The organism is Pseudarthrobacter enclensis, from assembly GCF_001457025.1.
In the GTDB taxonomy this organism is placed as follows: domain Bacteria; phylum Actinomycetota; class Actinomycetes; order Actinomycetales; family Micrococcaceae; genus Arthrobacter; species Arthrobacter enclensis.
The window spans coordinates 226,363-244,657 of the sequence record NZ_KQ758602.1; the positions used below are offsets into that span (position 1 = coordinate 226,363).

21 protein-coding genes are annotated in these 18,295 nt (G+C 68.6%); 7 read left to right on the forward strand and 14 right to left on the reverse strand.

All coding sequences use genetic code 11. The annotated features are described in order from the left end of the window. Positions 1 to 15: 15 nt before the first annotated feature. The 4 genes from AS031_RS11485 to AS031_RS11500 all read right to left on the reverse strand — a co-directional run bounded on the left by AS031_RS11485 (position 16) and on the right by AS031_RS11500 (position 2,640). On the reverse strand, positions 16 to 600 hold the full coding sequence (locus AS031_RS11485; protein WP_058268282.1) for a histidine phosphatase family protein: 585 nt from the start codon (positions 598 to 600) through the stop codon (positions 16 to 18). A 92-nt stretch (positions 601 to 692) separates the two neighbouring features. Continuing rightward, the gene (locus AS031_RS11490; protein WP_058268283.1) at positions 693 to 1,079 is read right to left on the reverse strand and encodes a hypothetical protein; all 387 of its coding nucleotides are present in this window, start codon (positions 1,077 to 1,079) and stop codon (positions 693 to 695) included. 12 nt (positions 1,080 to 1,091) lie between these two features. Then, positions 1,092 to 1,961, reverse strand: a complete 870-nt coding sequence (locus AS031_RS11495; RefSeq protein ID WP_058268284.1) for an HAD family hydrolase — start codon at positions 1,959 to 1,961, stop codon at positions 1,092 to 1,094. 193 nt (positions 1,962 to 2,154) lie between these two features. Then, a complete protein-coding gene (locus AS031_RS11500) occupies positions 2,155 to 2,640 on the reverse strand; it encodes a hypothetical protein (protein WP_058268285.1) in 486 nt (161 codons plus the stop codon). A gap of 363 nt (positions 2,641 to 3,003) precedes the next feature. On the opposite strand from AS031_RS11500, the gene AS031_RS11505 reads away from it, so the two are divergent. Next, positions 3,004 to 3,540 carry a GNAT family N-acetyltransferase gene (locus AS031_RS11505; RefSeq protein ID WP_058268286.1) on the forward strand — a complete coding sequence of 179 codons (537 nt, stop codon included), beginning with the start codon at positions 3,004 to 3,006 and terminating at the stop codon, positions 3,538 to 3,540. A gap of 121 nt (positions 3,541 to 3,661) precedes the next feature. Here the strand turns inward: AS031_RS11505 and AS031_RS11510 are convergent, their stop codons facing one another. Together AS031_RS11510 and serS are read right to left on the reverse strand one after the other, a co-directional pair. After that, a complete protein-coding gene (locus tag AS031_RS11510) occupies positions 3,662 to 4,717 on the reverse strand; it encodes a hypothetical protein (protein WP_058268287.1) in 1,056 nt (351 codons plus the stop codon). A gap of 170 nt (positions 4,718 to 4,887) precedes the next feature. Further along, entirely contained in the window at positions 4,888 to 6,168 is a 1,281-nt protein-coding gene (serS, locus tag AS031_RS11515; RefSeq protein ID WP_058268288.1) for a serine--tRNA ligase, read from the reverse strand. A gap of 90 nt (positions 6,169 to 6,258) precedes the next feature. Here serS and AS031_RS11520 point away from each other — a divergent pair, with 90 nt between their 5' ends. Next, positions 6,259 to 7,314 carry a diacylglycerol/lipid kinase family protein gene (locus AS031_RS11520; RefSeq protein ID WP_058268289.1) on the forward strand — a complete coding sequence of 352 codons (1,056 nt, stop codon included), beginning with the start codon at positions 6,259 to 6,261 and terminating at the stop codon, positions 7,312 to 7,314. Positions 7,315 to 7,408: 94 nt separating this feature from the next. Here the strand turns inward: AS031_RS11520 and AS031_RS11525 are convergent, their stop codons facing one another. From AS031_RS11525 to AS031_RS11535, 3 genes are all read right to left on the reverse strand, one after another. Further along, positions 7,409 to 7,615 carry a hypothetical protein gene (locus AS031_RS11525; protein ID WP_058268290.1) on the reverse strand — a complete coding sequence of 69 codons (207 nt, stop codon included), beginning with the start codon at positions 7,613 to 7,615 and terminating at the stop codon, positions 7,409 to 7,411. Between the two features lie 94 nt (positions 7,616 to 7,709). Beyond that, positions 7,710 to 8,678, reverse strand: a complete 969-nt coding sequence (pheA, locus tag AS031_RS11530) for a prephenate dehydratase (RefSeq protein ID WP_074446960.1) — start codon at positions 8,676 to 8,678, stop codon at positions 7,710 to 7,712. Next, positions 8,678 to 9,004 carry a rhodanese-like domain-containing protein gene (locus AS031_RS11535; RefSeq protein ID WP_058268291.1) on the reverse strand — a complete coding sequence of 109 codons (327 nt, stop codon included), beginning with the start codon at positions 9,002 to 9,004 and terminating at the stop codon, positions 8,678 to 8,680. The genes pheA and AS031_RS11535 overlap by 1 nt, the downstream gene beginning before the upstream one ends. A 109-nt stretch (positions 9,005 to 9,113) precedes the next feature. Between AS031_RS11535 and AS031_RS11540 the strand changes: the two genes are divergently transcribed. From AS031_RS11540 to AS031_RS11555, 4 genes are all read left to right on the forward strand, one after another. Then, positions 9,114 to 10,547: an amidase gene (locus tag AS031_RS11540; RefSeq protein ID WP_058268292.1), complete on the forward strand. Its 1,434-nt coding sequence runs from the start codon at positions 9,114 to 9,116 to the stop codon at positions 10,545 to 10,547. A gap of 90 nt (positions 10,548 to 10,637) precedes the next feature. Next, positions 10,638 to 10,859, forward strand: coding sequence for a hypothetical protein (locus AS031_RS11545; protein WP_058268293.1), 222 nt, complete (start codon positions 10,638 to 10,640; stop codon positions 10,857 to 10,859). A 96-nt stretch (positions 10,860 to 10,955) separates the two neighbouring features. Then, entirely contained in the window at positions 10,956 to 11,171 is a 216-nt protein-coding gene (locus tag AS031_RS11550; RefSeq protein ID WP_058268294.1) for a hypothetical protein, read from the forward strand. A gap of 143 nt (positions 11,172 to 11,314) precedes the next feature. After that, positions 11,315 to 11,785, forward strand: coding sequence for a LapA family protein (locus tag AS031_RS11555; protein WP_058268295.1), 471 nt, complete (start codon positions 11,315 to 11,317; stop codon positions 11,783 to 11,785). A gap of 37 nt (positions 11,786 to 11,822) precedes the next feature. Here the strand turns inward: AS031_RS11555 and AS031_RS11560 are convergent, their stop codons facing one another. The 3 genes from AS031_RS11560 to AS031_RS11570 are packed head-to-tail and all read right to left on the reverse strand — an operon-like array spanning position 11,823 to position 15,979. Then, positions 11,823 to 13,340, reverse strand: coding sequence for a carboxyl transferase domain-containing protein (locus tag AS031_RS11560; RefSeq protein ID WP_058268296.1), 1,518 nt, complete (start codon positions 13,338 to 13,340; stop codon positions 11,823 to 11,825). Position 13,341: 1 nt separating this feature from the next. Then, positions 13,342 to 14,559 carry a CaiB/BaiF CoA transferase family protein gene (locus AS031_RS11565; RefSeq protein ID WP_058268297.1) on the reverse strand — a complete coding sequence of 406 codons (1,218 nt, stop codon included), beginning with the start codon at positions 14,557 to 14,559 and terminating at the stop codon, positions 13,342 to 13,344. A 55-nt stretch (positions 14,560 to 14,614) separates the two neighbouring features. Continuing rightward, complete coding sequence (locus AS031_RS11570) at positions 14,615 to 15,979, reverse strand: SLC13 family permease (protein ID WP_058268298.1); 1,365 nt, start codon at positions 15,977 to 15,979, stop codon at positions 14,615 to 14,617. 132 nt (positions 15,980 to 16,111) lie between these two features. Here AS031_RS11570 and AS031_RS11575 point away from each other — a divergent pair, with 132 nt between their 5' ends. Then, positions 16,112 to 16,810 (forward strand): FadR/GntR family transcriptional regulator, encoded by a 699-nt coding sequence (locus AS031_RS11575; protein ID WP_058268299.1) that lies wholly within the window; start codon positions 16,112 to 16,114, stop codon positions 16,808 to 16,810. A gap of 103 nt (positions 16,811 to 16,913) precedes the next feature. Here AS031_RS11575 and AS031_RS11580 read toward each other — a convergent pair whose 3' ends face one another. After that, positions 16,914 to 17,588, reverse strand: coding sequence for a DUF4190 domain-containing protein (locus tag AS031_RS11580; RefSeq protein ID WP_058268300.1), 675 nt, complete (start codon positions 17,586 to 17,588; stop codon positions 16,914 to 16,916). Positions 17,589 to 17,648: 60 nt separating this feature from the next. Continuing rightward, a complete protein-coding gene (locus AS031_RS11585; RefSeq protein ID WP_058268486.1) occupies positions 17,649 to 18,221 on the reverse strand; it encodes a LysE/ArgO family amino acid transporter in 573 nt (190 codons plus the stop codon). Between the last annotated feature and the right edge of the window lie 74 nt (positions 18,222 to 18,295).

Genomic DNA, 18,295 nt, shown 5'->3' on the forward strand with positions numbered 1-18,295 from the left:
GTGTGCGCCGCGGCGTTACTGCGCGGTGGCAGCCAGTACCGGCTCGCCGTTGAAGTACTCCAGCTTCCAGCCGTCAACGGCGTGGTGGTGTGCAAGGTTGAGGGCGGCGTTATTCACGCTGGTGAGCGTTTCGCCGATCGCCCGGCTCAGGCTGACCCGGAGCAGCGTGCCGTGCGTGACCACCAGGAGCCGCTGTCCGCGGAATTCCTCGGCCAGCGCCTCCAGCGCGGCCAGGCCGCGGTCCGCCGCTTCGTCCTCGCTCTCGGCACCCCTGAAGCCGCCAGGGATCCGCAGCGCGTCCAGCTCGGGACCCGCCTGCATGCCTTCGGCCGGCCCGAAGCTGCGCTCGGTCAGCTCAGGCACGCGGCGCGAAACCGCAAGGCCCAGCCCTTCGGCGATCAGGTCAGCGGTTTCCGCGGCCCGGCTCAGCGGCGAGGAAACGATTGCATCCCATTCATAGGGCGCGAGGACGGCGACGGCGTCACGCGCCTGGCCACGGCCGACGTCGTTCAGCGGGATGTCGGTGGATCCCTGCAGCCGACGCTCGGCGTTCCAGTCGGTCTGGCCATGGCGGACGAGGGCGAACGTCGTGAGGGTCATGGCTTCTATTCTGCCCTGAATACGGGACGGGCCCTGACCGGAGCTGCGCGGCAACAGCAGGTACGACTGCGGGGCTGCTTCCGGCATGCCCGTCAGCCCAGTGCAATCACCAGGTAGAGGACGGCCAGCAGCAGCGCCACAGGGGACATGGCGAACCGTTCCGGTTTGCTGCGGGAGATGGCGTTCATGGCCACGCCCAGCGTGAAATAGCCGGCGAGGACCCACACGGCCACGGCCGTGAAGGCCGTACCTCCCAGGGGCGCCACCAGGCCCGCCTTGCCCAGCGCCACGTACCCGAAGGCGGCGTAGAGGACGACGGACACGGCGCTGCCGATGCGGAGCTTGCGGGGCAGGACACGGTGCTGGCCGCCCCAGGCCAGCCTCCCCCACGGCGCACCGGCCAGGAGCGCCACCTGGAAGACGGCCAGGGCACCGAGGATAACGCATGCGGCCAGGGCCGCGGACTGGACCGGGGCCACCCTGAGGTCCTCCTAGAGGAGACTGCGCAGCACGTGGGCCGCGCCGTCGTCGTACACGGACTTGGTGACCTCGTCCGCGACGGCGATGACTTCCTCGGGCGCCTGGCCCATGGCCACGCCCCGGCCGGCCCAGCCGAGCATTTCGATGTCGTTCCGGCCGTCGCCCACGGCGACCGTACGGGTGGGGTCGATGCCCAGCTGGAGGCGCAGGTCCTCCAGCGCGCTGGCCTTCGTTACTCCAGCCGCGGCGATGTCCAGCCACGCAGTCCAACCCACCGAGTAGGTCACCCCGGCGAGGCCGATGTGCTCGATGGCCTCGTTGAACTCCTCCGGCGTGTTCTCGGTGCTGAAGACCACCACTCGCACCGCCATGGCGTCGAGCATGGTCTGGAAGTCCACGCCGATGGCCTCCACACCGAAGCTGGCGTCCTGGAAGCGTTCGGTGGAGAGGAAATTGCCGTCGGCGTCTTCCAGTGCGTACTTCGCGGACGGGAGCCGCTCGCGGAGGGCACGGAGGGCGGGGGCGGGGTCGAAGGTGGCCTTGTGGATGACCTCGTAACCGCCGTCGAGTTCGGGGTGCAGCCGCAGGGTCACGCCGCCGTTGCAGCACACCGCATAGCCGCGCTCCACACCGATCTTCTCGATGATCGGCAGGGTGGCGTTGAGGGAACGGCCGGTGGCGATCATGACCTCATGGCCGGCTTCCACCACGGCCTGGGCCGATTCCCGGACTGCCGGGGACATGTGCCCGTCGTGGTCCACCAGCGTGCCGTCCACGTCCAGGGCCACCATCAGCCGGTGTCTGTTGAGTTCTGTGTTGTTGGTTTCGGTCTCTCGCCGGTCATCGTTGCCGGCGACTGAGGATTCAGTCAGCGTTGTCATTGTTCCAGTGAAACAGACACCCCCAAACGCCGCTAGGACGCGCGCCACAGGTTTGTTGAACAGCCGGTTAATACTCACAGGTTCTCCACGCTGTGGGTGTTTACCCGGGCCGGCCATCCCGGGCTTGTTGGTTGATGGCCGCCGTGAAGGTCCTGATCAGCGAACAAGCTTCTGAAGGGCGCCTGTTCGCTGATCAGGTGCTGCCGAAACCCGGAGATGGCCGGATCACGGCGGCCGTCCCGGAGGGCCTGACGGCGGACAGGCGGGGAACCGGGGCCGCTCCCGTGGCAACCCTCAGCCGGTAGTGGAACACCATCCCATCGGCGGTCTCCTGGCTGCCGGTAAGCCCCGCGACAGTGAGCGGCGGTTCCGCTATGGCTTCTGCCCAGGCGTGCGCCTCATCCCAGAACACATCACGCGGCCAGGCGTGATGGCCGCGCACCATGGTCACTGAGAGCGTCAGACGTGGTGGACCGTACCCGCCGCAGGTACCAAAGGCGACGATGTCGACCGACGACCCTTCGGTCAGCACTGAGGCGTGGCGGGGCATGGTTGTCACTGCGCTTTCCAACCCGCCGGCGTAAACATCAGGTTCAGCCAGGGTACTGAGCCGGGCCCGGAACGCGGCCAGGCCGTCTCCGCAGAGGAGGTTGATCCTGTGGGTAAGGGTGGTGGCCACATTCGCTCCTGTGGATTAGTGCCGGCCGGGGCATTCGGCCCCCGGGTGGAGCTCAGTGCATCCAGCGCTTGAAGTCCCGTTTCTGGTTGGGCCTGCGCTTGTCTCCGTGCCACCACACAACCATCGGGAATCGGGCACCACAACACCGCCCGCAATGCGCCGTCGCGCGAAGCAAAAAATGTCCCCGTGTTGCCTTGAGTGACTGCCCGCGACGCCCTGTTTCCCGCTGATGGGAGGCGGCGCTGCCCACCGATAGCCTGTCGGTTCAAGGACCGATCCAGCGCCGGTCATAAACACCGAATGGACGCGCCGTTTGAAGACGGTAACGAGGCAGGCCGAACCTACGGCGGAAGGGCAGGAACGATGACAGTCCCCACACAGGCGTTGGAGACCGCCATAGTCCGCAGAGCCCGGGAATCCGAATATGAGGCCGTTGGTGAGCTGACCTTCCGTGGTTTCGGGCACCACCTTGCCGGAGCCCGGCAACCCGACGCCGAGCGGCTGAACCTGCTGGTGAATGCCCGGGCCAGGGCGGCGGCAGGCGAGCTGCTGGTAGCCGAGGACACCACCACCGGCGAATTGTTGGGCACGGTAACGGTCCTGCCCCACGGCTCCTCCCTCGCCCGGCAGGCGGAACCGCGTGAAGTGGAGGTGCGGCTGCTGGCCGTCCTGCCAGAAGCGCGGCGCCGGGGACTCGGGTGGCTGCTGTTGGACCGGGCGTCGGAGCTCGCCGTGGCACAGGGTGCAGAGCGCATTGTCCTCGACACCGGCGTGGACAACCATGGCTCCCAAAACCTGTACGAACGGTACGGCTACGTACGCCGCCCCGACCGCGAGAAGCCCCGCCCCGCACCCAAGGTCCAGCTCGCCGTCTTTACCCTGGACCTCGCCAGCAGCTAACCGCTCCCGGCTCCGGCCGCCGCGCCACACCACGGGCCGTCCATCCAACCCGCGCGCCGTGCATCCAACCCACGCTCTGTCGGTCGGGCCCATTCCCCTGCTGCTTCGCAGAACCGAGGCTTCACGGTTCTGATCCGCGAACAAGCCCCTGATCAGCGGCCGCCGGCATGCCCACGACCGGCCGGAGACCAGCAGCCAGGAGCTTGTGGCGCAACCTGGCCGGGTCTGTCAGCTCAGCCCATCGCCAGCGGACGAAACCATGGCCGAGGGCGCGGATCCGGTCCTCGCGCAGCTTCTCCCGGTAGACAGCCTCCTCCGCAGTGATTCCGTCCCGCCGCGCCGCCTCAACGTACTTGGCCTTCCCGTCGAATTCCCCCACCACTCCCTGCCGCGGCCACCAGAAATCGCTTCGGCCAATAAAGCCTGCCCGGTCGCTGAACACGTGCTGCAGTTCAGGCTGCTCAAAGCCCAGGATCCCGAGGACGGCCCTGCTGTAGGACTCGCCTACCGATTCGGGCAGCGGACTGGCAAGGGCAGCCACCCGTTCGGCACGCCGCCGCCCGGCAGCGGAGGGCAGCGCCGCGATTCCGGTGCGAAGGCCCGGCACGGACAGGAGCGTGCCACCTGTCTCCAGCACACCGTCCACGGCGAACCTGCGGGCGGCCCCATCAGCAACCACCAGCGCCTGCGGCAGTTCCCCGGAGCCCAAGACGTCCACGGTGGTCTCAACGAGCCCCGTGGACAGGTATTCGCCATTGCGGACGGGGTCAACACCTGCCCGCAGCCGGTACCGCAGCGGGTAGGAACGGGTCCGCCGGACTTCCTCCGCCGCGCCGCTTTGGCCCAAGACCAGGAGCGTGGATGTCCGGGTTCCGCTGCGCCCCGGAAGTGTGGTGGCCAGCTCAACGCAGGGCGGCGTGCCGAGAGTCGGCAATCCACCGGCCACGGCTGCCGTTTGCCCGCAGAACACTGCGCCCTTCACTGACCGGGAAACCGCCGTCGTCGTCCACGCGAAGCGCTCGGAAGGACGCGCCCGCAGCCAGTCTTCCGTGGCCACGTAGAAGCCGCGGCGTATCCGGACCAGCAGTCCGGCTCTGAAGGATCGGTGCAGGGCGTCCGTGGTGCCACCGCCGCGCAGGATGGCGGCGGTATCGATCAGTCCGGGCGGGATCTCCATCCCCACAGCATGCAGGCCGAACGGCCTGCGCGGCAGGGAGCGGAACCCCTATGTGGACAGCCGCCGGATTGCCACCCGGGAGTCCTAAGCCTGTTCGCGGGTCAGAACCGTGAAGGTTCGGATCCGCGAACAAGCCCAGGAAAGGCGCCCGGTAAACGACCCGGGGAAACCTAGAGGACCGGCAGGACCTCGAGGCCGCCCAGGTACTTCTGCAGCGCCTTGGGGACGTTGACCGAGCCGTCCGGGTTCTGATGGTGCTCCAGCAGGGCCACGATCCAGCGGGTGGTGGCCAGGGTGCCGTTGAGGGTGGCCACGGCGCGGGTGCCCTTGGCGACGCCCTCAGCGTTGACCACGCGCTCGCGGATGTTCAGGCGGCGGGCCTGGAACGTGGTGCAGTTGGAGGTGGAGGTCAGCTCACGGTAGGCGCCCTGCGTGGGTACCCAGGCTTCGCAGTCGTACTTGCGCGCGGCGGACGTGCCGAGGTCGCCGGCGGCAGTGTCGATGACCCGGTACGGCAGTTCGCACTTGGCGAGCATCTCCTCTTCCCAGGCCAGCAGGCGCTCGTGCTCGGCGGCAGCCTCTTCAACGGTGGTGTAGATGAACATCTCCACCTTGTTGAACTGGTGCACGCGGATGATGCCGCGGGTGTCCTTGCCGTGCGAGCCGGCTTCGCGGCGGTAGCAGGAGCTCTGCCCGGCGTAGCGGATGGGGCCGGCGGAGAAGTCCAGGATCTCGTCGGCGTGGTACCCGGCGAGGGCCACCTCGGAGGTGCCCACCAGGTAGAGGTCGTCCTCGGCGAGGCGGTAGATCTCGGCGTCGTGCTTCACGTCGAAGCCGGTGCCCTGCATGGTCTCGGGGCGCACCAAAGTCGGGGTGATCATCGGGGTGAAGCCGGCCTCGATGGCCTGGTCCATGGCCATCTGCAGCAACGCCATCTCCAAGCGCGCCCCCACACCGCGCAGGAAGTAGAAGCGTGCACCGGATACCTTGGCGCCGCGCTCCATGTCGATCGCGCCGATCAGTTCACCGATCTCCAGGTGGTCCTTCGGCTCAAAGTCGGGGAACTCGCGCGGCGTGCCGACGGTCTTGACCACCACGTAGTCGTCCTCTCCGCCTTCCGGAACGCCGTCCTCGATCAGGTTGGGGATGGTGCGCAGCAGTTCTTCCTGCTTGGCCTGCGCGGCGTCAGCCTCGGCGGAGGCGGCCTTGACCGAGTTGGCCAGTTCCTTGACCTCGGCCAGCAGCGCCTGCTTTTCCTCGCCCTTGGCCTGCGCAACCTTCTTGCCGAAGGCGTTCTGCTCGGCGCGGAGGTTTTCGAAGCGGATCAGCGCCGCACGGCGGGCAGAATCTGCGGAGATGATCGCGTCCACCACTGATTCGTCCGCACCGCGGGCACGCTGGCTGGCACGGAATTTTTCCGGGTTTTCGCTGAGGTCTTTTACGTCGATCACCAGACAAGGGTATCCAATACCGCGCACGACGGCGGGCGGCCGGGGCGGCTGGGCCGGGCGCGTCTTCCGCCGGGCTACTGTGGAACCACCATGAGCGACTGGATTCTCTACCTGCTGACTGCGGTGGCGCTTGCCTTCGCCATCTCCAGCTGGTGGGGCGTGCGCCGGCTGAAGGCCCTGCACATGCGCAGCGCGGTGGCCGGTGAAGCCTACGACCCCGGCCTGGAGAAACAGCGCGTGGCCGTGATCATCAACCCGATCAAGGCACGGGCCGACGAGGCGAAGGCCACCATCCAGCGGGCCTGCCTGGCCGCCGGCTGGGACGAGCCGGTGTTTTACGAGACGACGGCGGAGGACCCGGGTTTCACCCAGATGCAGGCGGCACTTGCGGGCAAGCCGGACGTCGTCCTGGTGGGCGGCGGCGACGGCACCGTCCGTGTGGTGGCCGAGGCGCTGGCCCACACAGACGTCGCGATGGGCCTCATTCCGCTGGGCACCGGCAACCTGCTGGCCCGGAACCTCGACCTGGACGTCACTGACCTGCACGGCACTGTCCAGACCGCCCTGTTCGGCCAGCAGCGTTCCATCGACACCGCGCGCATGGCCATCGAAAATTCCCGCACCGGACACTACTCGGAGCACGTCTTCCTGGTGATCGCCGGGATTGGCATGGACGCCGAAGTGCTCGGCGACACCAACGCGGGGCTGAAGAAGGCGGTGGGGTGGCTGGCCTATACCGAGGCCGGCATGCGGCATCTTCCCGGCCGCCGCAAGAAGGTGTCCATCTCCCTGGACGGCAGCCCCGAGCAGGTGCGGAACATCCGCAGCGTCCTGTTCGCCAACTGCGGCCTGGTACCGGGCGGCATCGACTTCATCCCGCAGGCCATGATCGACGACGGCATGCTGGACGTGGTGGTGATGAGCCCGCGCAGCGCCATCGGCTGGCTGCTGATGTACGGCAAGATCATGTTCAAGCACAGCGGAAAGCTGCCCATCATGACCGTTTACCGGTCCGGCCGGGTGGTGATCAAGTGCCCGGAACCGATGCCCACGCAGCTTGACGGCGACACATCAGGCGAGGCCACCCGGCTCACGGTCCAGGTGCAGCCGAGGTCGCTGCTGGTGCGGGTCAAGGGCACACGCTAAGGGCCCGCGAAAGGCCCGATGGGTGGACAAACCAAAGGCCGACGGCGGCACGGCAGTCCGTGCGTCGCGCCGGCCGGCTGGGGGCAAACGGAGGTCAGTCTTCGGAATCCTTGGCGGCCTCGGAAGCGTGCTTGCTGTGTGCCCGCTCCTCGGACTGTTCCCGGATCATGGCCTGTTCCTCCTCGAAGCGCAGGCGGTCGGCGCGGTCGGCGTCGTCGCCGTCCCAGTCCTGGTTGTCGGCGGTGGGCTTGGGGTTGACGATCATTCCCTGGCCGTCGTTCTCGGTGCTGCCGGCTGACATGACCCGCTCCCTTCGTTAGGGGCCACTCTTCATGTGGATCAAGCAAGCATACGCACACTGAATAACCCGCGGAAGTACCCCGGGCGGCATTGGCCTACGCTGTGGGCGAAGCGCAGTAACCGCTTTCTGCCTGCACCGATTCGGCGTCGAGGATGGATCCCACCCAGGCCCGGGCAGCAGCGAAGGCCGCGTCCGAGGTGTGCGCCTGCACCTCGACCGGGTGCCGGTCTGCCCGGGGGTAGGAGCCCAGGAAGCGCGTTGCGGGACTGATGCGGTGCAGCCCCGCCAGGGCGTCGGCAACGCGTTGGTCCGCCACATGGCCGTCGGCGTCGATGCTGAAGAAATAGTGGCCCAGGTACTGCCCGGTGGGCCGGGACTCGATCCGGCTCAAGTTGACGCCGCGCGCCGCGAACTGGTCCAAAATCTCCATCAGGGCACCGGGGCGGTCCTCCGGCAGCGGGACAACCACGGTGGTTTTGTCCGCGCCGGTGCGCTCCGGCAGCCGGCCCGGCCTGCTGACCAGCACAAACCGGGTCACCGCCCCGGGGTTGTCTCCTATGTTCTCGGCCAGCACGGGAAGGCCGGGCCGCTCCTGCGCCACGAGCGGGGCGCACACGGCAGCATCGTAGTGGCAGTCCGGGTCCAGCAGCCCCACGGCCGCCGCTGCGGTGGACGACCCCGGAACGTATTCCGCGGCTGGAATATTCGCATCCATCCACAGCCGGCACTGTGCCCAGGCATGGCCGTGCGTGGACACCCGGCGCACATCGCCCAGCCTGATGCCCGGCCGTGCCACGAGCACGAAACTGATGGGCACCAGCACTTCCCTGACGATCCGCAGTTCGTCGCCGCCCGCAATCGCATCGAGGGTGGCGGTGACCCCGCCCTCGACCGAGTTTTCGATCGGCACCATGGCGGCGTCCGCGGAACCGTTCCGGACGGCATCCAGCGCGGCATTGACGGTGGCAGCGGGTACCCGGGTGGCCGCGGGCGCATCCGGCACCTGCATCAAGGCCGCCTCGGTGAACGTCCCTTCCGGACCGAGGAAAGAGTAGGTGGGCACTAAAGCACCATGGGCTTGAGTCCGTTGTCGGACACGAGCGGCCGGCCCGCCTCCAGCCACTGGTCCATGCCGCCGGAGACATTGATGGCCGTGTAGCCCTGGCCGGTCAGCCACTGCGCGGCGCGGAATGAGCGTCCGCCCGTGCGGCAGATGACGTACACGTCCTGGTCAGGGTCCAGTTCCTCGAGCCTGGCCGGAATCTGGTCCATGGGGATGTGGAGGGCGCCCTCGGCATGCCCCGCCACCCATTCGTAGTCCTCCCGGACGTCGAGGATGACGGCGTCCTCAGGCACGTCGTTCACGGGAACGGTATCGAAATCGCTCACGGGGGATCCCTTCCTGGAAGATCGAAAGTCAGGATCCAGCCTAGTGCGTTCCCCGAAACCCGGCGCCGACCGCGGGCACGTTACGCTTCTCGGTAACCCAGGAGGACCAGTGCCCGCAGACATCCATGCCCTCTCCGCCCGCGAGTTGCGGGACCAGCTGCGCGGCGGCCAGGTCTCGGCCGTGGAAGCGGCCGAACACTTCCTGTCACGGATCGAGGAGCGGAACCCGCAGCTGGGTGCCTTTATTACCGTCACGGCGGACCGGGCCCTCGACCAGGCCCGTGCTGCCGATGCCCTGCACGCCCGGAGTGCAGCGAAAGACCTGCCGGTCCTGCATGGCATGCCGATGGCGTTCAAGGACCTGACCGATGTTGCCGGCGTGGTGACCACCCACGGGAGCGCCGCACTGGAGCATCGTCCTGCGCCCGCCGATGCACCCCTGGTGGCGCAGCTGAAGGACGCCGGCGTCATCTCCCTCGGTAAGACGCAGGTGCCCGAGTTCGGACTGACGGCCTACTCCGAAAACCGCATCGCGCCGCCGTCGCGCAATCCGCACTCTCCCGGCCGGAGTTCGGGAGGGTCCTCCGGCGGAAGCGCGGCCGCCGTCGCCGCCGGGCTGCTTCCCTTTGCCCCGGGGACCGACGGCGGCGGGTCCGTTCGGATCCCTGCGGCGGCCTGCGGGCTGGTGGGCCTCAAACCCGGCAGGGGTACGGTGCCCGGCGGGGAAAGCCAGGGGGACCCGGCGCGGCTGGTAGTGGCAGGCCCGCTCGCAAGGAACGCCGGGGATGCGGCCCTCCTTATGGATGCCTTGGTGCCCGGCGGCGGCTATCTCACAGCTGTGGAGCAGGAGCCGGAACGGCTGCGCATCGGCGTCACGCTGGACAGTCCCTGGTCAGGAACGTTCCCGTTCACGCCGGAGCCGGAGGCGCTGGATGCCCTGGTCGCGGGTGTGCGCCTCCTGGAGCAGGCCGGCCATGCCACCGGGGAGGCGACCATCCGCTACGACAACAGGTATCCCGACGCGTTCACCACGGCCTGGACGGCAGGGGTGGGAAACGCCCGCATCAGCCCCCAGCGCGAGGCTCTCCTGGCGCCGCTGACCCGCACCTTCCGGCGCCGCGCACAGCAGCGCAGCTCCGCCAGGTTGTCGGAAGCGCTGGCCTTCCTGAGGCGGTTCGAGCACGATACGGTGGCGCAGTATTCGCAGTGGGACCTTATGCTGATGCCTTCCCTGGCGCAGACGCCGCGGCCGGTGGGCTGGTTCACCGGCACCGCCGCGGGCAGCGACTCCTGGCCGTCGGCGCACTGGCCGGGCGATGCCGACGGCGACTACCGCAAACAGTGCGAATTCGCGCCCTGGTCCTCCATGGTCAACGTCTGCGGCCTGCCGGCCATCAGCCTCCCGGTTCATTGGACCGGCGGGGCTCCCGGCAGCGGCCTGCCCATGGGCATCCAGCTGGTGGGACGGCCGGGATCGGAGCGGCTCCTGCTCCAGGTGGGGAACCAGCTGGGCCCGGCCGCCAGCCTGTTGACCTGCCCCTAACGTTCCCTTAACCCGGCTGTAACCCGGCGCGGGGAAACTGGAGAGGCGTCACGTCCATCCCGGCCATCCGCTCGACGGGGAGTTGCCCTTATGAACGCCGAACACCCCTCCACCGCCACATCCCAGCGCTCTGACGGGTCCCGGCCCGACCTGAGCAACGCGAACGTCCGCGAAGACCTGGCCCTTGCCGGCCGCTGCGCGCTGGTCCACCTGCCGTCGGGCCGCACGTGCCTCCTCCCGCTGCGCCATCAAGGGCCCTGTGATTTCCACGGCCCGGACGAGGCCGCGGACGTCGTCTCCGCGGAGCAGTAGCGTCCGTTCGAGGCTTCCATGACGCCCGCTGCAGGTGTCGACTCCCGGCCGGATCGGGAGGACGATTAAAGGGCAGTCACTGGAAGGAGGTCTGTGATGTGCTACGGATACAGCAAGGACTTCGGGCGGAGTTACCGGAAGGAAACCGACCGCCGCCCCGAGGCCCGGCAGGAAACCCCGGTGGAGTCCCCGGAACCGCAGGTCAAGCCGCAGGCTAAGGCACAGGATTACACGTTCTGGGCCTTCCCGGCCTGGCGCCGGACGCCCAAGCCCCACACACCTGCCGCTGAGCGGAGCAAGGAAAGCGTCTGACCGCGCCGCAACGAGGGGCCATCCGGCCGGGACCGCCGGCAGGAGGCCCCTTCCGCCGCGCCCGCACGGAGCGTTGTGCCGTGCGCCGCAGTCCAGCTAAGGTGGCAAGGTAAGCATGCTTAGCATTCCGGAAGGGGACACCAATGAGCGCAGGCCAGTACACACCGGAGCCCGAGGGCGGCGCTGGTACCGGCACCCCCGAAACTGACCGGACCGCCGGCCGCCAGGCCGGCGCCCGCGCGGACGCCTCTCCCACAGACGGCCGGGCCGCCATGCCGCCCTACCCGGCGGACGCCCCGGCCCGTCAAGGCACCCAAGGCGACGTCCCGCCGTCGTCCACTCCCGCGGGAACCGCCGAGCGCAAGGTGACGCGCACAGGCATGGTGTGGGCCGCCGTCGTGGCCGCCCTGGTGGTGCTGATCCTGCTGATCATCTTCATCCTTCAGAACCAGGAGCTGGTGCTGGTGAAGTTCCTGGGGCTCGAAGGCGCGGTGCCGCTGGGCATGGCCCTGTTCATTGCCAGTGTCACCGGCGGCGTGCTGGTGGCCGCCGCCGGCGGTGCCCGGATCCTGCAGCTGCGGGCCAGCGCCCACCGGGCACGGCAGCGCCGCTGAACCGCAGCGCCGCCCGGCCGTAGCGGCGCCCAGGGAACTAACTGCCCAAGTTCCGGAACTTCCGGGCCCGGGAGGCCACCAGCTGGGAGACCGGCACCGCGGCCACCGAGGCCAGCTCGTACTCGATGGCGTGCGCCATGCGGGCGCAGAACTCACGCGGCTCCAGGGACGCGTCATGGCGCTCGTCCACGATATGGTCCACCAGCCCGTTCGCGTACAGCGACGCCACGTTGACACCCTGGGCCTGGGCCATCGCCGGCGCGAAGTCCGTGGTGCGGTGGACAATGGCGCTGGCGCCCTCGGGCGGCAGCGGGGACAGCCAGCTGTGCTGCGCGGCGATGGTCCGGTCGGCCGGCAGCAACGCCAGCGCCCCTCCCCCGGCGCCCTGGCCCAGCAGCACCGAGACCGACGGCGACTCCAGGCCGATCAGCTCGTGCAGGGAACGTGCGATTTCTCCAGCCAGGCCGCCCTCCTCCGCTTCCTGGGACAATGCCGCACCGGCGGTGTCGATGACCGTAAGCAGCGGCAGCCGCAGTTCCTCCGCCAGCTTGGCACCGCGCCGGGCCTCCCGCAGGGAACCCGGACCCATCCCGGCCGCGTCCCTGCGCAGCGGACGGGTGTGGCCCAGCACGATGCAGGACTGGGTGCCAAAACGGGCGAGTGCCAGCAGCAGGCCGGGGTCCTTCTCGCCCTGGCCGGTGCCGTTGAGCGGCAGCGCATCCGTGGCGCCGTACTTGAGCAGCTGGCGCAGGTCCGGCCGGCGCGGCTGCCGGGAAATGCCAATGGAGGTCCAGGCATCCACGGCGGCGGGGCGCACGCCCAGCGTGGCGGGGGCCTGCGGCCAGGCGGCGGATCCGGAGGCCCGCCGCGGCATCAGGATGTCCAGCGCCCGGCCCACCAGCTCGGCAAGTTCGCAGGGTTCCACCACGCCGTCGATCAGGCCTTTGTTGAAGAGGTTCTCGGCCACCTGCACGTTGTCCGGGAACGCCTCCCCGTACAGGGACTCGTACACGCGGGGGCCCAGGAAGCCAAGCAGCGCGCCCGGCTCGGCCACGTTGATGTGCCCCAGGGATCCCCAGGACGCCATGACGCCGCCGGTGGTGGGGTGGCGCAGGTACACCAGGTAGGGCAGCCCCGCCTGCCGGTGGGCGCGGACGGCCGCGGTGATCTTCACCATCGACAGGAACGCCAGCGTGCCTTCCTGCATCCGGGTGCCGCCCGAGGACGTGCCGGCCAGCAGCGGCAGGCCCTCAGCCGTGGCCCGTTCCACCGCGGCCACGATCCGCTCCGCAGCGGCATGCCCGATCGAACCGGCCAGGAAGGAGAACTCGCTCACGATCAGCGCCACCCTGCGTCCCCGGATCATCCCGGCGCCGGTGATGACGGATTCGTCGGTGCCGCTGCGTCCGCGCGCCCGGTCAAGGTCGGCGGCATATTCGTCGCTCAGGGCCGGCTGCTGCGGCGCCGTGTCCCAGGAGACGAAGGAGTCCCGGTCCACAACGGCGTCCAGCAGTTCGGCCGCGCCCAGGTGCCGCACCTTCTGCGCCGCGGGCATGCTAGTTCGCCCCGGCACTGGCGTCAGCCGGGACCAGTCCCAGCCATTCACGGATGGCCGGGCCGTCCTCGTTCAGCAGCGGCGGGGCATCGTGGCCGGTCAGCGTTGTTTCGGCTTCGTCGCCGCGGGCGAAGAACCGCAGCGGCGGCCCGGGAAGGTTGACGGCGCCCAGCAGCGGGTGCTCCACTTCCACCACCAGCCCCTGGGAGGCCACCTGCTCCCAGGCGTACACCTCATCCAGCGAGCGGACCTTGCCCGCCGGGATCCCGGCGTCGTTCAGCTTTTCCAGCAGCTCCGCGGCCCCGTACGGGGCGAAGGCGCGTTCGACGGCGGCAATCACCTCCGCGCGGTTGCGCACCCGTTCGGCGTTGCTGGCAAAGCCCGGGGCAGCCGGGTCCAGGCCGAATGCGGCGGCGAACGAGTGCCAGAGCTTTTCGCTGCCGACGCTGATCTGGACGCTGCCGTCTATGCAAGCGAACAGGCCGTAGGGGGCGATGGAGGGGTGGTGGTTGCCCTGCGCCTGCGGGACCTCGCCGGCCACGGTGGTGCGGGTGCCCTGGAACGCGTGGACACCGATCAGCGAGGCCAGCAGCGAGGTACGGACCACCTTGCCGTTTCCGGTCCGGTCCCGTTCGACCAGCGCGGCGAGGACGCCGGTGGCACCGTTCATGCCGGCCAGCAGGTCGGCGATGGGGACGCCGACGCGCTGGGGATCGTCCGGTCCGGAGCCGGTGAGGGACATCAGGCCGGCCTCGCCCTGGAGGATCTGGTCGTAGCCGCTGCGCTGGGACTCGGGTCCGTCGTGGCCGAAGCCGGTGATGGAGAGGATGACCAGGCGCGGGTTGAGTTCGTGCATGGCGGCGGTGGAGAAGCCCAGCCGGTTCATCACCCCGGGCCGGAAGTTCTCGATCACCACGTCTGCGCGTTCAAGGAGTCCGCGCAGCACCGCTTTGCCGTCGTCGCTCTTCAGGTCCAGGCTGATGGATTCCTTGTTGCGGTTGCAGGACATGAAGTAGGTGGACTGCAGGTCATCCTCGGGGCCGACGAAGGGCGGCCCCCAGCCGCGGGTGTCGTCCCCGGTTCCCGGGTTTTCCACCTTGATGACGCGGGCGCCGAGGTCAGCGAGCATCATGCCGGCGTGGGGGCCGGCGAGGGCGCGGCTGAGGTCGATGACGGTATGTCCGGCCAGGGGGCCCTGTGGGCGGTCAGCGGTGTTCATGTGCTGGTTCCTTTTCTGAAATGCGTGGCGCGGGGCGGGTGAACGGGGGCGGGGGCTAGAGCCAGCCGGGGACCACCAGGGCCAGCCAGGCGAGGATGGGGCCGGCCACGATGACGATGCCGCTGTAGCCGAGGATCTGCTTGTAGAACCTGTCCTTGTCCACGCCTTCGGGGGCGTTGGCCAGGACCAGGGCGCCGTTGGTGGAGAAAGGGGAAACGTCCACGATGGTGGCCGCGACTGCCAGTGCGCAGATCACGCCCACGGCGCCGATCTCGCCGGTGGACAGGAACGGCACTGCCAGCGGGATCAGGGCGGCCAGGATGGCGGTGGAGGAAGCGAAGGCGGAGACGACGGCGCCGATGAAGCAGATAAGGAGGGCGGCCAGGAGCGGCATGCCCAGTCCGGCCACACCGTTGGAGACGAACTCGATGGTGCCGGCTTCCTCGAGCACCCCCACGAACGTCAGCATGCCGCAGATGAGCAGCACGGTGGACCAGCTGATCTTGTTGATGGCGCCCTTCTGGGCCGCGGGCGAGACGAGGGCCAGGACGATGGCGATGGTGATGGACACAAATCCAACGTCCATCTTGAACCCGAGTGCCACGACTGCCAGGACGATCAGGCCGGCGATGGTGACCAGCTGCGGAATCCGGTCGGAGCGCTCCTTGGTGGCGGCGACGCCGTCGCCCGCGGGGTCCCGGGGGCCGTACATGCCGGAGCCGAATCCCTTGAAGGCCACGTCCCCGGCTTTGGCACCGACGCTGACGGCCATCCGGGCTTCGGCGGCCTGCTCCACGAAGTGGCCCACCCGGGAGGACAGCAGCGCCCGGCCGCCCAGCACCACGAACAGCACCAGCGCGATCAGGGTGTTGAAGATGAGGCTGGTCAGGAACAGTGCGGTGGGACTGAAGGCCAGGTCCGTCTTGGCGAGGATGCCGTTGACGGTGACGCCGTAGACGGCGATGGGCGAGAAGCCGCCGGCCTGCGCACCGTGGATCACCATCATGCCCATGAGCAGCGGGCTGATCTTGTACTTGCCCGCGAAGCTCAGGGCGATGGGCGCGATGATGGCAACGGCGGCGGGAGACAGCGCACCCACCGCGGTGATGACGGCGGTGATGGCGAACATCACCCACGGAATCAGGGCCACGCGGCTGCCCACCAGTCTGACGGCGCCGCGGACCAACAGGTCGATGGTGCCGTTGTTTTGGGCGATGGCGAACAGGTAGGTGACCCCGACGATCGTCAGGAAGAGGCCGCCGGGAAAGTTGGCCAGGATCTCATTCGTGGACATGCCCAGCACCAGTGCGCCCAGCAGGAAAGCGCCGACGAAGGCCAGGGCACCCATGTTGAGGGGCAGGACGGTAGCGAGCAGGAACATCGCCGCCAGGATGATGATCGACAAGACAGGAGCGGACATCGTTGGTCCTCCATTGGGATGAAAAGTGTGACGTGAGTTACTGGCTCACTGGACTAGCCTCTTAGACAGTGAGTCTATCTGTCAATAGTGGCGGCCTGTATTCTGGAGGGACCGACGACGGAGCGAGGGCTTGTGGAGAAGACATCACGGCTGGGACTTGAACGGGTTTCCCGGCCAAGGCTTTATGAACAGCTGGTGGAGCAGATCCTTGCCTACATCGAGTCCGCGCAGCTCAAACCCGGAGACCTGCTGCCCGCGGAGCGCGACCTCGCCGAGCGGCTGGGCGTTTCGCGCGCCACCCTTGCCCAGGCGCTGGTGGCGTTGGAAGTGCTGGGGGTCATCGACGTGCAGCACGGCACCGGCGCCGTCCTGGCCCGGCGGCCCAGCGTGGCCTCGGTCATCAAGGGCCTGCGCGAGCACCGCAGCCGCCTGCCCGAAATTGTCGAGGCGCGCAGCACCCTCGAAGGAAAGCTAGCGGCGCTGGCCGCGGCACGGCGCACCGACGCGGACCTGAAGGCGATCGACGCCGCCCTGGAGGTCATGGCCGGCGAAATCAGCGACGGCGACCGCGGCACCCACGGAGACGAGCTCTTCCACCAGGCAATCACGGCCGCCGCGCATTCCTCCGTGCTGGCACAGCTGATGGCATTCATTGCCGAGATGATCCTGGAGACGCGGATGGAGTCCCTCGGCCAGCCGGGCCGGCCCGAACAGTCGTTGGCCTCACACCGGCGGATTGCCGACGCCATCCGCGACCAGGACCCGGAGGCCGCTTCGGAGGCGATGCTCGCCCATATCGAGCTGGTCTCCGACGTGGAGCTCCTCCGCTGACCCCGCTCCTTCAACCCGCTTAACTACAGATGCCCTATCAGATGAGGTTCCTAAAACCGGGTTTTAGGAACCGGATCTGATAGGGCATCCGGCGCGGCGGCGGTCAGTAGCCGTAGCTGCTGGTCGAGTAGGACGCCAGTCCGATGATGAGCAGCAGCCAAAACCCGCCGTATCCCAGCAGGCAGAGGTAGCCCAGGACCAGGCCCGTGATGGACATCCCCTTGCCCGACGGTTCGCGCTTCAGGGCCATGTGTCCGGTGATGATGGCGGCTAGCTGCGGCAGGATCAGCCATCCCATGATGACCGAGGCGATGCCGCACACCATGCTGGCGATGCTCAGGTTCCTGGGCTCGGCGGGCATGCCGTAGTAATTCTGCTGGCCGTAGGGCTGCGGGTACTGGTTCCCGTACGGGCTGCCGCCATACTGGCCGCCGTACTGGGGGTTGCCGTACTGGGCGCCGCCGTACTGGGGGTTGCCGTACTGAGGACTGCCCGGCTGGGAGCCGGCGTATTGCCCACCGGCGGAGTCCGCACCGTACTGCCCGGACAGGCCCGGGTACAGCGGCGGCGGGGGCACGTCCGGACCGGCGGCGTCCGATCCGCCCGCGCCCGGGCCGTAGGGATCAGAGCCGTAGGGCGGGACGAACTTCGGCGGTTCATAGCCCGACGGCGGCGCGGCAGGAGTGCCGGCGTCCGGCGAGGCGTCGTTCCACTGCGCGTCGGGACGCGGCTGGTCGGGACGCGGCTGGTCGGGACGCTGCGAAGGCTGATCGGTCATGGTTCTCCCCCTGGAATGTTGCCTCCAGCCTATCGCGCACAGTGCCGTTCCGGACCCGTGTCAGTGCAGGATCAGCCTGGCAGCAAGGGCCAGCATCAGAATGCCGATGCCTAGGTCCAGGAACCGCCAGGTCCTCGGGCTGCCGAGGACCCCGGACAGTGCCCTGGCCCCGTACCCCAGGGCGGAGAACCATGCCACGCTGCCCGCGACGGCGCCCGCCGCGAAGACCCACCGGAGGTCCGGACCCTGCTGGTTGGCCAGGCTGCCCAGGAGCACCACGGTGTCGAGGTAGACGTGCGGGTTCAGGAAGGTCAGCGCCACGGTGGACGCCACCACCGAACCCTTGGACCTCAGGGTGCCCTGCACCAGGGCGGAGGGTTTCACTGCCGACAGGAAGGAGCGGACGGCGAACCAGGCCAGGTAGGCCGCGCCACCCCAGCGGAGCACTTCAAGTGCCTGGGGAAACCTGGTCACCAAAGCGCCGATCCCGGCGGTGCCGCCAAGGATGAGGGCTGCGTCCCCGGCCATGCACACCGCCACCACCGCACCGATGTGCTCCCGGCGGACACCCTGCCGGAGCACGAAGGCATTCTGCGCGCCAATGGCCACAATCAACGCCAGCCCCGTCAGCATCCCGGTCAGTCCCGTCATCACCATGCATTTGACGGTACGGAGGACAGCACTTGAAGACAAACGATTTATTCTTG